11 protein-coding genes are annotated in these 12,884 nt (G+C 67.7%); 1 reads left to right on the top strand and 10 read right to left on the bottom strand.

Annotated features, from left to right (window positions below):
• Positions 1-301: 301 nt before the first annotated feature.
• The 10 genes from ACFTWF_RS32040 to iolC all read right to left on the bottom strand — a co-directional run bounded on the left by ACFTWF_RS32040 (position 302) and on the right by iolC (position 11,923).
• Positions 302-1,285 carry an ROK family protein gene (locus tag ACFTWF_RS32040; RefSeq protein WP_378465121.1) on the bottom strand — a complete coding sequence of 328 codons (984 nt, stop codon included), beginning with the start codon at positions 1,283-1,285 and terminating at the stop codon, positions 302-304.
• Positions 1,282-2,670, bottom strand: a complete 1,389-nt coding sequence (locus ACFTWF_RS32035) for an NAD(P)/FAD-dependent oxidoreductase (protein WP_378465120.1) — start codon at positions 2,668-2,670, stop codon at positions 1,282-1,284. Before ACFTWF_RS32035 ends, ACFTWF_RS32040 begins: the two co-directional genes overlap by 4 nt.
• 66 nt (positions 2,671-2,736) lie before the next feature.
• Positions 2,737-4,242 carry a CoA-acylating methylmalonate-semialdehyde dehydrogenase gene (locus ACFTWF_RS32030; RefSeq protein WP_378465119.1) on the bottom strand — a complete coding sequence of 502 codons (1,506 nt, stop codon included), beginning with the start codon at positions 4,240-4,242 and terminating at the stop codon, positions 2,737-2,739.
• Positions 4,243-4,253: 11 nt separating this feature from the next.
• Positions 4,254-5,126: a sugar phosphate isomerase/epimerase family protein gene (locus tag ACFTWF_RS32025; RefSeq protein ID WP_378465118.1), complete on the bottom strand. Its 873-nt coding sequence runs from the start codon at positions 5,124-5,126 to the stop codon at positions 4,254-4,256.
• A gap of 5 nt (positions 5,127-5,131) precedes the next feature.
• Positions 5,132-6,199, bottom strand: a complete 1,068-nt coding sequence (locus tag ACFTWF_RS32020) for a Gfo/Idh/MocA family protein (RefSeq protein ID WP_378465117.1) — start codon at positions 6,197-6,199, stop codon at positions 5,132-5,134.
• Between the two features lie 26 nt (positions 6,200-6,225).
• A complete protein-coding gene (locus ACFTWF_RS32015; protein ID WP_378465116.1) occupies positions 6,226-7,131 on the bottom strand; it encodes a sugar phosphate isomerase/epimerase family protein in 906 nt (301 codons plus the stop codon).
• 37 nt (positions 7,132-7,168) lie between these two features.
• Complete coding sequence (iolD, locus tag ACFTWF_RS32010) at positions 7,169-9,127, bottom strand: 3D-(3,5/4)-trihydroxycyclohexane-1,2-dione acylhydrolase (decyclizing) (protein WP_378465115.1); 1,959 nt, start codon at positions 9,125-9,127, stop codon at positions 7,169-7,171.
• On the bottom strand, positions 9,124-10,020 hold the full coding sequence (gene iolB, locus ACFTWF_RS32005) for a 5-deoxy-glucuronate isomerase (RefSeq protein WP_378465114.1): 897 nt from the start codon (positions 10,018-10,020) through the stop codon (positions 9,124-9,126). The genes iolD and iolB overlap by 4 nt, the downstream gene beginning before the upstream one ends.
• 21 nt (positions 10,021-10,041) lie before the next feature.
• Positions 10,042-10,941 (bottom strand): aldolase, encoded by a 900-nt coding sequence (locus tag ACFTWF_RS32000; protein ID WP_378465113.1) that lies wholly within the window; start codon positions 10,939-10,941, stop codon positions 10,042-10,044.
• Positions 10,934-11,923, bottom strand: a complete 990-nt coding sequence (gene iolC / locus ACFTWF_RS31995; RefSeq protein ID WP_378465112.1) for a 5-dehydro-2-deoxygluconokinase — start codon at positions 11,921-11,923, stop codon at positions 10,934-10,936. The genes ACFTWF_RS32000 and iolC overlap by 8 nt, the downstream gene beginning before the upstream one ends.
• 202 nt (positions 11,924-12,125) lie before the next feature.
• Here iolC and ACFTWF_RS31990 point away from each other — a divergent pair, with 202 nt between their 5' ends.
• A complete protein-coding gene (locus tag ACFTWF_RS31990) occupies positions 12,126-12,863 on the top strand; it encodes a GntR family transcriptional regulator (protein WP_378465111.1) in 738 nt (245 codons plus the stop codon).
• Positions 12,864-12,884 lie beyond the last annotated feature (21 nt).

The following is a 12,884-nucleotide window of genomic DNA, read 5'->3' as shown; positions in this document are numbered from 1 at the left end:
CCGCTCCCACTGGCGTCGCCGCCATCAACACCGAGCCCGGCAATCCCACTATCGAGCCCGAGGGCACCTGCCCTAAACGCGACTGTAGTACTAGGGCGCCGACGGGCTCACCGGCGCTCCACCCCCCTCTCACTAATTCTCGGCCCGAACGTCGGCGGTGCGGCGAGCCGGTGCTGCGAGTCCGGAAGAAACTCGACGATGCGGATGGCCACTCGATCCTTCCGCGCAGACGTTGGGAGATCGGAGGGCGATGGAAATGTGTTCAAGTTGCCCTTTGGTACGACACCAGTCCAGAGACTCCTCAACCACGCACGGGCGAGGAGTGCCTCGCGAGTGTTGCGGCCCCGATTCGCTGTGCGGATTCGCCGAGTTGGGTTTCGCGAATGCGGGCGAGGGGGCGGTGCCCGGAACCGGTCGAGAGGGAGGCGTAGACGTCGCGGGCGTGGTCGAGGAAGAGGGGAGCCGAACCGCTGACCCCGCCGGCGATGACGACGAGATCGGGGTCGTAGACGTCACCGACCATGGAGAGTCCGACGCCCAGCCAGCGCGCGAATTCCTCCATCGTGCGGATGGCGAGCGGGTCGCCGTCTCGCGCTGCGCTGGCGATACGACGACCGGTGAGCGATCCCGGGTCGCTCGCCACCTCGCGTGCGAGGATCGTCGAACTGGTCGGGTCGGCGGCGAGCAGTTCGATCGCGGTGTCGACGAGAGCGGTTCCGCTGCAATACCGTTCCCAGCACCCGCGTTTGCCGCAGGCGCACGGCCTGCCGCCCGGGACCACCTGGAGGTGGCCCAGTTCGGGAGCGACGCCGTGGCTGCCCCGGTAGAGCGTGCCGTCGATGAGTAGCGCCGCGCCGATGCCGGTGCCGATCGCGACCATCACGACATTGCGGCCACCGGCGGCAGCGCCGAACCGGTGTTCCGCCCACGCCGCCGCGTTGGCGTCGTGTTCGAGAACCACCGGCAGTCCGAGCCGGTCGCTGAGGTCGTTGGCCACCGGCACGTTCTTCCACGGCAGATGCGGGGCGAAGCGCACGGTGGTGAGGTCGGGGGTGATGAATCCGGCGACGGCGAGCCCGACCGCGGCGATCTCGTGCCGGGACGCGAGTTCACGGACGGCGCGGTCGAGCGCATCCTCGAGGGCCTTCGCCGACTGCGGGGTGGGCGCCTGGACGGAGTCGAGTACCTCGCCGGTGTCGTCGACGACGCAGGCCCGGATACTGGTACCACCGACGTCGATACCGACGGTGAGAGCGGAAACATGCACGGAGCCGACGGTACTCACCGTGCCGAGGCCGTCGCCGCCTCGGGTACCGCCTGGGAATCCTCCCAGGCATCGAGCCGGTTGATGGCGGTTCTCGCGACCACTTGCTGTTCCGTGACGGTGAGGTGCCCCCGCGTCCGGCCGAGGAACGACCAGGTCCAGGACATGGCGGTGGCGAGCCGGCTCTTGAATCCGACGATGTAGACCAGGTGGATCAGGAGCCACAGCAGCCACGCGAGCAGCCCGGTCAATTGCAGGCGGCCTACCTTCGCGACCGCGTGGAAGCGGGAGATCATGGCCATGCTGCCCTTGTCCGTGTACTTGAACGGGGTGCGTTCGGGCTTGTCACGACCCTTCCGGTGGGCGTGCACCTCCGCGGCGATCAGTGATGCGGCGTAACGGCCGCCCTGGATCGCGACCTGCGCGACGCCGGGAAGCCCGTCCCGGTTCATCATGTCGCCCACGACGAACACGTTGCTGTGGCCGGGCAGCGTCAGGTCGGGTTCGACGAGGACGCGTCCGGCGCGGTCGGTGTCGGCACCGGTCTGCTCGGCCAGTTGCCGGCCCAGCGGGCTGGCGGCGACACCGGCGGACCAGATCTTGCAGGCGGCCTCGATCCGCCGCTCGACGCCGTCCTGGTCGCGGACGGTGAGTCCGTCGTCGTCGACGTCGGTCACCATCGCGCCGAGCTGGATCTCTACTCCGAGTTCGCCCAGCGTGTCCGCGGCAGCGCGGCGCAGTTTCTCGTCGAAGGGCGGGAGCACGGTGGGCGCAGCGTCGAGCAGGATGATGCGCGCGTCGCGGGGATCGATGGTGCGGTAGGCGCCGGCGAGCGTGCGGTGCGCGAGCTGGGCGATCTCACCCGCCATCTCGACTCCGGTGGGGCCTGCCCCGACCACGACGAACGTCAGGAGTCGTGCCCGCTCGGCGGGGTCGGTGCTCACCTCGGCGCTTTCGAACGCGCCCAGGATGCGGCCGCGCAGCTCGAGGGCGTCGTCGATCGTCTTCATGCCGGGCGCGTGCTCGGCGAAATGATCGTTGCCGAAATAGGATTGGCGGGCGCCGGCCGAGACGACGAGGCTGTCGTACTCGGTGACGGTGGTGCGGCCGCGGTGCGTCGACGTGACGGTCCGGTCGGCGACATCGATCTTCTCGACCCCGCCGATCAGGACGGACGCGTTCTGCTGGTCTTCGAGGACGAGCCGGGTCGCGGGGGCGATCTCGCCCTCCGACAGGATTCCCGTCGCCACCTGGTACAGCAACGGCTGGAACAGGTGATGCGTCGTGCGATCGATCAGAGTGACATCGACGTCCGACCGTTTCAGGGCCTTGGTGGCGAAGAGACCGCCGAATCCCGATCCGATGACCACGACCCGATGGCGCGGGGCGAGAGAGGTGTCGCTCATGAAGTTCCTTTCGATCGAACGAACTCCGCGCCGGACCGCGGACGGTCCGGCGCGGAGAAGAAGTACTTACGCGTTCTGGGGGAATCCGAGGTTGAGGCCGCCGTGGCTGGGGTCGAGCCAGCGGGTGGTGACGACCTTGCCGCGGGTGAAGAAGTGCACACCCTCGGCGCCGTGGGCGTGGGTGTCGCCGAACAGGGAGTTCTTCCACCCCCCGAAGGAGTAGTAGGCCATCGGGACGGGGATCGGGACGTTGATGCCGACCATGCCGACCTCGACCTCGTTCTGGAACCGCCGCGCGGCGCCGCCGTCGTTGGTGAAGATGGCGGTGCCGTTGCCGAATTCGCTGGAGTTCACCAACTCCAGCGCCTCGTCGTACGAGTCCACCCGCACGACGGAGAGGACGGGTCCGAAGATTTCGTCGGTGTACACACTCATGTCGGTGGTGACGTGGTCGATCAGGGTCGGTCCGAGCCAGAACCCGTCCTTGCCACCATTGGGGTGCACCTGCCGGCCGTCGACGACGATGGTGGCACCGTCCTTCTCGCCGGCGTCGATGTAGGAGGCGACCTTGTCGCGGTGCACCTTGGTCACCAGCGGTCCCATGTCGGAGTCCTTGGTGCCGTCGCCGATCTTCAGGGTGTCGGTGCGGTCCTTGATCTTGGCGACCAGTTCGTCGGCGATGTCGCCGACCGCGACGAGGGCACTGATGGCCATGCAGCGTTCGCCCGCGGAGCCGAAGCCGGCGTTGACCATGGCGTCGGCGGCGAGGTCGAGGTCGGCGTCCGGGAGGACGATGGCGTGGTTCTTCGCCCCGCCGAGGGCTTGGACGCGTTTGCCGTGGGCGGTGCCGGTGGCGTACACGTACTGGGCGATCGGGGTGGATCCGACGAAGCTGATGGCCTTGATGGCGGGGTGGGTGAGCAGTTCGTCGACGGCGGTCTTGTCGCCTTGGAGGACGTTGAAAACTCCGGCGGGGAGTCCGGCTTCGGCCCAGAGTTCGGCCATCCAGATGGCGGCGGTGGGGTCCTTCTCGGAGGGCTTGAGGACGACGGTGTTGCCGGCGGCGATGGCGATGGGGAAGAACCACATCGGGACCATGGCGGGGAAGTTGAACGGGGAGATGATCCCGACGGGGCCGATGGGCTGGCGGATGGAGGAGACGTCGACGTTGGTGGAGGCGTTTTCGGTCATGCCGCCCTTGAGCAGGTGGGGCATGCCGCAGGCGAATTCGACGACCTCCTGGCCGCGGGAGACTTCACCGAGGGCGTCGGAGACGACCTTGCCGTGCTCGGCGGTGATAATCTCCGCCAACTCGCCCTTGCGCTCGTTGAGCAGTTCCCGGAACTTGAAGACGACGGCGGAACGCTTGGCGAGGGAGGTGTCGCGCCAGGCGGGGAACGCGGCGGCGGCGGCGTCGATGACGACGCGGGCGTCCTCGACGCTGGCCAACGCGACCTGGCCGGTGACGGCGCCGGTGGCGGGGTTGGTGACGGGTGCGGTGTTGCCGCTGGTGCCGGCGAAGCCCTTACCGTCGGACCAGTGGGCGATCTCGCGAGTGATGTTGGTGCTCATGTGTTGTCCTTTCACCGCGTGCGCGCGATGTAATCCTTCATGGTCTTCAGTTGGTAGCGGGAGACGTCGTGCGCGTTCTCGTCCTCGGCGAAGACGCTGGACACCATGACGGTGTCGGGTTTGTCGTAGAAGCCGAGTTCGGACAGTCCACCGAAGAACTCGTCCCAATTCAGGTCGCCGTCACCGATCTTCAGGTGCTGGTGCACGCGAACGGCATTGCCGGGAGGATTGGTGATGTACCGCAGTCCGTGCGAGCGATGGTGATCCATCGTGTCCGCGACGTGGACGAGCCGCAGCATGTCGCCGGCCGCGCGCATGATCTCGAGCATGCCCGCACCCATGTGGTACGAGTGGCACGCGACGTACACCAGTCCGAAGTTCTTGGAGTTGATGCCGCGGATCATGCGGATGGCGTCGAGGCCGTTCTCCACGAAATCGTCCGGGTGCGGATCGATGCGGACATCGATTCCCTCACGCTCGATGATAGGGACGAGTTCCTCCATCGATCGGTAGAAGGCGCGCTCCGATTCCTCGGCCTTCTCCGGGCGACCGCTGAACTCGGTGTTCATCACGTTGACGCCGAGGTCGACGGTGATCTGGATGGCGCGCTTCCAGTACCGCACGGCTGCCTCGCGGGCATCTTCGTCCGGGCCGGACCACCGCAGCACCGGCAGCACCGACGCGATGCCGACGCCGGCGTCGCTGCACGCCTTCCGGAACTGCCGGACCAGTTCGTCGTCCGCCTTCGGGTGGTTGAAGAACGGGATCATGTCGCGATGCGGCGTGAGCTGCAGGTGTTCGAAGCCGAGTTCCGCGACCACGGCCGGCAATTCGAGCAGGGAGTGATCGTGGTGGAACGGGGTGGGGTCGAGTGCAATCTTCATGACGATCAGGCTCCCGGAATGGAGGAACGGTCGACCATGTCGACGGCCACGCGCTCACCGGTCTCGAGCGACTTCACGCCGGCCGCGCACACGGCGGCGGCGGCGTAGCCGTCCCACGCACCGGGGCCGTCGATGAAGATGCCGGTCTCGGCGCTCGTGCGGACGGCGTTCACCCAGCGCTGGATCTCGGTGTCGTAGGCCTGGCCGAAGCGCTCCTTGAACGACGGCGTGATCTCGCCGCCCCACACTCCGGCGCCGGATCGGCCGCTGCCCGCCCCGGTGCCGGACTTGCGTACCAGTCCGACGTCGAGACCGATGAACGCCGAACCCTTCTCGGCGACGATCTCGGTCCGCACCTCGTAGGCGACGCCGGTGGTCACGAACACCTCGGCGTCCACATGGCGACCGGACTCGGTGGTGAAGTACGCGATCTGCGGGTCCTGCAATCCTTCGGGCGCACCAGGGTTCGCGGCGGGCCGGATGATGTGGACCGACGTGATCTCCTCGTCGAACAGGAAACGGGTCACATCCACCTCGTGGACGAGCGAGTCCTTGACGATCATCGAGCTGTCGAAGCCGGGGGGCACGACCGGGTTGCGGTGCACGCAGTGGGCCAGGAGCACCTGTCCGAAGGCGCCGTCGTCGATGAGCGTCTTCAGCTGCTCGTACTCGTGGTCGAAGCGTCGCATGAATCCGACCTGGATCAGCTTCTTGCCGAGTTCGGCTTCCCGCTTGACGATCTCGAGGGACGTGGCGACATCGGTGGTGAGCGGCTTCTCGCACATCACCGGCTTGCCGTGCTCGAGGCAGGCGAGAAGCTGCTTCTCGTGGGTGGGGCCGGGGGTGGCGAGGACGACGGCGTCGACGTCCGGGTCGGCGATCGCGTCGAGCGGGTCGGTGACCACGCGACATCCGGGGATGCCGGACGCGATCTCTTCGGCCTTCTCGGTGAAGTAGTCGTTGACCACGGCGACGGTCGCACCCTTGATGCGGTCGGTGATCCGCGCGACGTGGTCGGCGCCCATCATTCCGACACCCAGGACGGCGATGCGCAGTTCGTTGCTCTCGGACATGGCTGGCTAGCTCCTGACGGGGTCGGTTAGACGAACTTGACGGACGGGATTCCGCAGGATCCCAAGTACTTACGGGTGCGCTGGGCGATCGGCAGCGGAACGTCCACGGCGCAGGGGTAGAGATCCTGTTCGACGATCGCGAACACGTCGATGTCGAGCTTCTCGATCGCGGCGAGCAGCGGGGGCAGGTCCGGGATGCCGAGAGGAGGCTCGATCATCGCGCCGAGCTTGACGGCCTCGCCGAAGGGCAGGTCCTCGGCCTCGACCTTGGCGCGGACCTCGGGATCGACCTGCTTGAGGTGCAGGTACCCGATCCGCTCGGGGGCGCGTTCGATGATTGCGAGGTTGTCGCCGCCGCAGTAGCTGATGTGGCCCGTGTCGAGGCACAGGTTCACGTAGTCGCTGTCGGTGCCGTCGAGGAAGCGGTACACGTTCTCCTCGGTGTCGACGTGGCTGTCCGCGTGCGGGTGGTACTGCGCCTTCACGCCGTACTGCTCGAACATCTTCTTGCCCAGCTCGTTCATGCCGCCGGTCTTCTTCTTCCACTGCTCCGCAGTGAGATTGCGGTCTTCGAGAACCTCGCCGGTACCCGGGTCGCGCCACATCTCCGGGATCACGACGACGTGCTTGCCACCGACGGCGGCGGTGAGTTTCGCGACGTCCTCGATCTGGGTCCACACGGCATCCCAGGAGTTGTCCTGGTGGAGGTGCTCGAACACGGTGCCTGCCGACAGCTTCAGATTGTGGGCCGCGAGTTCGTCACGGAGCTGCTGCGGGTCGGTGGGCAGGTAGCCGTACGGCCCGAGCTCGATCCACTCGTAACCGGATGCGGACACCTCGTCGAGGAACCGGCCGTACGGGGTCTGCTGCGGGTCTTCCGGGAACCACACGCCCCAGGAATCGGGGGCCGATCCGACGCGAATGACGCTCATCGGGAAATCCTTTCGAAGGTAATGCTGAGGGGAGGGGTCAGTTGCCGGACGGGCGGAGGAACGGACGCTGGATCTTCTTCCACTGCGCGTACGTCTCGTACGCGTTCTGCGTCGATTCGAGGGTGCTGGTCGAGCTGACCGGCACGTCCCACCAGGATTCGCTGTCGGGCGCGGCGATCCGGGGGTCCGTCTCGACGTGGATGACGGTGGTGTTGTCGCTCGCCTTGGCCACCTTGACGGCGTCGGCGAACTCGGCGGCCGTGTTCGCACGGATCACGTCGGCGCCGAGGCTCGCGGCGTTGGCCGCCAGGTCGACGGGCAGGATGTCGCCGTCCAGCCTGCCGGTGTCGCCTCGGTACCGGTAGTCGGTGCCGAAACGCTGGGAGCCCAGCGACTCCGACAGCGAACCGATGGACGCGAAGCCGTGATTCTGCACGAGGACCACGATGACCTTGACGTTCTCCTGCACGGCCGTGACGAGTTCGGTGGCCATCATCAGGTACGAACCGTCGCCGACCATGATGAACACGTCGCGGTCGGGGCACGCCATCTTGGCGCCGATGCCGCCCGCGATCTCGTAGCCCATGCAGGAGAAGCCGTATTCGACGTGGTAGCCCTTCGAGTCCCGGGTGCGCCACAGCTTGTGCAGATCGCCGGGCATGGAGCCGGCGGCGCACACGACGACGTCCCGAGGATCCGACAGCGTGTTGGCGAGACCGATGACCTGGTTCTGGTTCAGCCCGAGCGAGTCGTCGTCGATCCGGTAGACCGAGTCGACGGTCGACTCCCATTGCGCCGCCAGTTCTTCGGTGCGCGAACGGTACTCGTCCGATACCCGGTAGTCGCCGAGGGCCTGGGACAGGGCCTCGAGTGCTTCCCGCGCATCCGCGACGACGCTGACGCCGCCCTGCTTCACCGAGTCGATCGACGCCACGTTGATGTTGACGAACCGCACGTCGGGGTTGTTGAACGCGGTGCGTGACGCCGTGGTGAAGTCGCTGTAGCGGGTGCCGATGCCGATGATCACGTCGGCGTCGGTGGCGAGCGCGTTGGCCGCGGTCGTGCCGGTCGAGCCGATGGCGCCGACCGACTGCGGGTGGTCGTACGGCAGCGAGCCCTTGCCTGCCTGGCTCTGGCCGACCGGGATGCCGGTCGACTCGGCGAACGAGGCCAGCGCCTCGGTGGCGCCGGAGTAGATGAGGCCACCGCCGGCGACGATCAGCGGCTTCTTCGCCGACCGGATCACGTCGGCGGCCCGTGCGATCACGGACTTCTCCGGGAGCGGCCGGGCGACGTGCCACGTGCGCTCGGCGAACAGCGACTCCGGCCAATCGAAGGACTCCGCCTGCACGTCCTGCGGGATGGCGACGGTGGCCGCACCCGTCTCGACGGGGTCGGTCAGCACGCGCATCGCGCCGAGCAGCGCCGACGGCAACTGCTCCGGCCGCCACACCCGGTCGAAGTAGCGCGACAGCGGCTTGAACGCGTCGTTGACGGTGACGTCCCCACTCGACGGCAGTTCGAGTTCCTGCAGCACCGGTGCGCTCGCGCGGGTGGCGAACGTGTCGGCGGGCAGCAGCAGGACGGGCAGCCGGTTGATGGTGGCGAGCGCCGCACCGGTCAGCATGTTGGTGGAACCGGGACCGACGCTGGCCGACACGGCCCAGGTCTGCAGGCGATCCTTCTGGCGTGCGTACGCGACCGCGCTGTGCACCATCGCCTGCTCGTTACGGCCGAGGACGTACGGCAGTTCGGGTTCGGTGCCGGCGTCGACGGCGTCGATCTCGGCCTGCAGCAGGGCCTGGCCGAGTCCGGCGACGTTGCCGTGGCCGAAGATGCCGAAGCAGCCGGCGAAGAACTTGGTGCGTTCGCCGTCCCGCTCGACGTACTGGTTGGCGAGGAATCGGATGGTCGCCTGAGCCACCGTGAGGTGGACGGTGCCCTCGGCGTTGGGGTTCTTGCTCGCCGACATCGGCGCGGTGGACACCACGGTCATGCTCCTTCGGACGGTGCGTGGAGGGGGAGGCGGGGATCGACGGTCTGGTGGTCCCAGCTGCCGCGCAGCCAGGTGTGTGCCGGGTCGTCGCAGATGTTCCAGGCGCGGTCTTCGCCCGGTCCGGCCATCACGTTCAGGTAGTACATGTGATGTCCGGGGGCGGCGATCGACGGTCCGTGGTAGCCGTGCGGGACGAGGACGACGTCGCCGGACCGCACTTCCTCGAGCACCTCGATGGGCCGCTCGGGAGTGCCGTACACACGATGGTAGCCGAACCCGGTTCCGCCGAAATCGACTGCCGTGGAGTTGGCTTCGGCGATCTCGAAGTAGTAGATCTCCTCGAGCTGGGATTCGACGTCGCTGTTCTCGTCGTGCTTGTGGCTCGGGTACGACGACCAGTTGCCGCCGGGGGTGATGACCTCGCACGCGATGATCGAATCGGCGTCGAAGCGGTCGGCGGTGCCGAAGTTGTGCACCTGACGGCTGCAGTTGCCCGCGCCGCGCAGTTCGACCGACACGTCCGCGGCAGGCACGTACCGGAACGGGAACTTCTGCCGTGCGCGGGCGCCGCACAGGGCGAAGCGTCCACCGGTCGCGCTCGCCACCGTGTACGCCGAGTCCCGGCCCACGTAGGCGAAGTCGCTCGGTCCGTCGAACACGGACCGCCGCCCGGTCAGGGCGAACTCGGTGCCGTCGCTCGACACGCTCGCCGACCCGGCGAGGGGTACGACGACGATCTCGTCCTCACCGGTGGTGAGGTCGGCGGAATCGCCGGGCGCCAGGGTCAGCACCCGCAGGCTCGATTCCGTCCAGCCCGCCGACTCCGGGGTGACCTCGAGATCGAATGGTCCGGTGGCCGCGGACCCGACCGGGACGTAGTACTTGCTGTTCATCGTGGGCCTCTCCGGCGTGCGTCAGTGAACGAGGGATACGGCGGTGTCGACCGCGGCGGCGACGTCCTCGTCCCGCGGGTACAGCAGGGTGCGCCCGACGATCAGTCCGCGGACCGACGGCAGCGCGAGGGCCTTGCCCCAGCTCGCGAACGTCTCCTCGGGGGCCGTCTGCGGATCTCCGCCGAGCAGCAGCGTCGGCAGTGTCGTCGCGTCCATGACGCGTTCCATCTCCTCGACGACGGGAAGCTTCATCCAGGTGTAGGCGGACGTGGATCCCAGGCCCTGGCTGATGTGGATCGACTTGATCACGGCGTCGGCGCTGAGATCGTTCTTGACCTTGCCGTCGACGCGTCGCGACAGGAACGGTTCCACCATGGCCATCAGCCCCGCCTCGGCCAGTGCGTCGACGGCCTGAGCGCAGGCGGTGAGCGTCGACAGTGTGCCGGGATCGTCGAGGTCGATGCGGCACAGCATCTTTCCGCCGTTCATGCCCGCCTTCGCGGTGCCTGCCGCGGTGTAGCCGGTCATCCGGTCGTCGAGTTCGAAACTCGCGCCCGCCAAACCACCACGGTTCATCGAGGAGATGACCACCTTGTCGTCGAGCGCGCCGAGCAGCACCAGGTCGTCGAGGATGTCGGCGGTGGCGAGCACGCCGTCCACGCCGGGATTGCGCAGCGCGGTGCGGAGACGGTCGAGGAGATCGGTGCGGCTGTTCATCGCGGTCGGACGGTCGCCGACGGACAGCGCACCGCGGGCGGGGTGGTCGGCGGCGACGATCATGAGCCGGCCGTTACCGCGCACGGTGGGCCGGGCGATCCGGGTCGCCCAGGCACGGTCGATCGCGGCGGGGTCGTTGGCGCGGACCTCGGTGACGTCGGCGTAGGACGCGCAGACGGCGCGGTGAGCGAGAGTTTCAGACATTGACAGCCTCCGAAGCGGTGGTTTCGGCGAGCTCACGGACCTCGTCGGCCGTCGGCATCGCGGTGGAGCATTCGAGCCGGGAGGCGACGATCGCCCCCGCGGCGTTGGCGTAGCGCAGGATCTTCTCCAGCGGCCACCCGGCCAGCAGTCCGTGGCACAGCGAGCCGCCGAAGCTGTCGCCGGCGCCGAGCCCGTTGATCACGTCGACGTCGTTCGGGGGCACGGTGATGGACTGGGTGCGGGTCTTGCCGAGGACGCCCTTGGGGCCCTGTTTGACGATGGCCAGTTCGACGCCGAGATCGAGCAGTGCGTCGGCGGCCCTGTGCGCGTTGGTCTCGCCGACCGCGATCTCGCACTCCTCACGGTTGCCGACCGCGACGGTGACGTGCTGCAGCGCCCGCTGAACCTGTGCGGTGGCGTCGGCGGGCGACGCCCAGAACATCGGGCGGTAGTCGAGGTCGAGGACGGTGTGGCTGCGACGTCCGCGCGCCTCCCAGGCAGTGAAATGCGCACTGCGGCTGGGCTCCTCGGACAATCCGGTGACGGTCGACCAGTAGAGCTTCGCGTCGCGGACCGCGTCGAGATCGATGTCGGCGGGTGTCACCTGCAGGTCCGGCGCGACGGGCTTGCGGTAGAAGTACAGCGGGAAGTCGTCCGGCGGGAAGATCTCACAGAACGTGACCGGCGTCGGATGCTCGGTGTCGATCCCGACGTAGGTGTTGTCGACGCCGAGCCGGGCGAGTTCGTCGCGGACGTACCGGCCGAACGGATCGTTGCCGACGCCCGAGACGAGGGCGCTGCGGCAGCCGAGGCGGGCGGCGGCGACCGCGACGTTGGCCGCGCTCCCGCCGAGGAACTTGCCGAACGTCTCGACGTGTTCGAGGCCGACTCCGGTCTGCAATGGGTAGATGTCCACACCGCAGCGCCCGATGGCGAGGACGTCCAATCCGTTCCGGTTGGGTTGCGTCTGGTTGGTGGTCAAGGCTGACTCCCGAATAGGTCGTTGTGGGTGGTCTGCGCAGGGCGCCGAGGTCTGATTGAAACTGTGCTCCACATCACCGGCTCCTGTCAAGACTTTGTCCTGACATTATTACTTGAAGTCAATCTGGTGTTAGTGTTCGCATACACTTCCGGGAAGATCGGCGACGGCGGACGTCGCCTGCGCACGAGGATCGGAGTTGTCCGTGGGTGCACCACTCGCAGTCGAGCTCGACAGATCGAGCCCGGTTCCGCTGTATTTTCAGCTCGCGCAGACGATCGAGAACGCGATCATCGGTGGGGAACTCGCCCCCGGCGACCGGTTCGAGAACGAGCTCGCTCTCGCCAAGCGCCTGAATCTGTCGCGCCCCACCACACGGCGCGCCATCCAGGAACTCGTCGACAAGGGACTGCTCGTCCGCAAACGCGGCGTCGGCACCCAGGTCGTGCAGAGCGCCGTGCACCGGCCGGTCGAGCTCACCAGTCTCTTCGACGACCTGGCCCGCGCGGGACAGAGCCCGACCACCAAGCTCCTCGACTATCAGGTCTCCGTGCCTGCCGAGGACGTCGCCGCCGAACTCAACCTGCAGCCCGGCGCCGAGGTCGCGTCCATCCGCCGTCTCCGCAGCACCAACGGCGAACCCCTCGCGCTCATGACCAACCACATTCCGGTGGATCTCGCGCCGGACCCCGAGGAACTCGAGGCGCACGGCCTCTACCACGCGCTCCGCGCACGCGGCGTGCACATCCGCCTTGCACGGCAACGCATCGGCGCGAAAGCGGCGACCAAGGCGGAGGCGTCACTCCTCGACGAGAAGGCCGGGGCGCCGCTGCTCACGATGAACCGGACCGCGTTCGACGACTCCGGAAGCGCCGTCGAGTTCGGCAGCCACTGCTACCGGGCGTCGCGGTACTACTTCGACACCACCGTTGTCGATCGTTAGATCGGGGCGCGCGACGTCGTT

This window comes from Rhodococcus sp. NPDC056960 (assembly GCF_042674125.1).
Taxonomy (GTDB): Bacteria; Actinomycetota; Actinomycetes; order Mycobacteriales; family Mycobacteriaceae; genus Rhodococcus_F.
This window is presented reverse-complemented; position numbering and strand designations above follow the sequence as displayed.

What these genes read in the sequence shown, in the direction of transcription:
- ACFTWF_RS32020 (WP_378465117.1), bottom strand. Translation starts at nt 6,199, where the DNA reads ATGTCCGAGAGCAACGAACTGCGCATCGCCGTCCTGGGTGTCGGAATG.
- ACFTWF_RS32030 (WP_378465119.1), bottom strand. Translation starts at nt 4,242, where the DNA reads ATGAGCACCAACATCACTCGCGAGATCGCCCACTGGTCCGACGGTAAG.
- iolB (WP_378465114.1), bottom strand. Translation starts at nt 10,020, where the DNA reads ATGAACAGCAAGTACTACGTCCCGGTCGGGTCCGCGGCCACCGGACCA.
- ACFTWF_RS32025 (WP_378465118.1), bottom strand. Translation starts at nt 5,126, where the DNA reads ATGAAGATTGCACTCGACCCCACCCCGTTCCACCACGATCACTCCCTG.
- ACFTWF_RS32035 (WP_378465120.1), bottom strand. Translation starts at nt 2,670, where the DNA reads ATGAGCGACACCTCTCTCGCCCCGCGCCATCGGGTCGTGGTCATCGGA.
- ACFTWF_RS32015 (WP_378465116.1), bottom strand. Translation starts at nt 7,131, where the DNA reads ATGAGCGTCATTCGCGTCGGATCGGCCCCCGATTCCTGGGGCGTGTGG.
- ACFTWF_RS32000 (WP_378465113.1), bottom strand. Translation starts at nt 10,941, where the DNA reads ATGTCTGAAACTCTCGCTCACCGCGCCGTCTGCGCGTCCTACGCCGAC.
- iolD (WP_378465115.1), bottom strand. Translation starts at nt 9,127, where the DNA reads ATGACCGTGGTGTCCACCGCGCCGATGTCGGCGAGCAAGAACCCCAAC.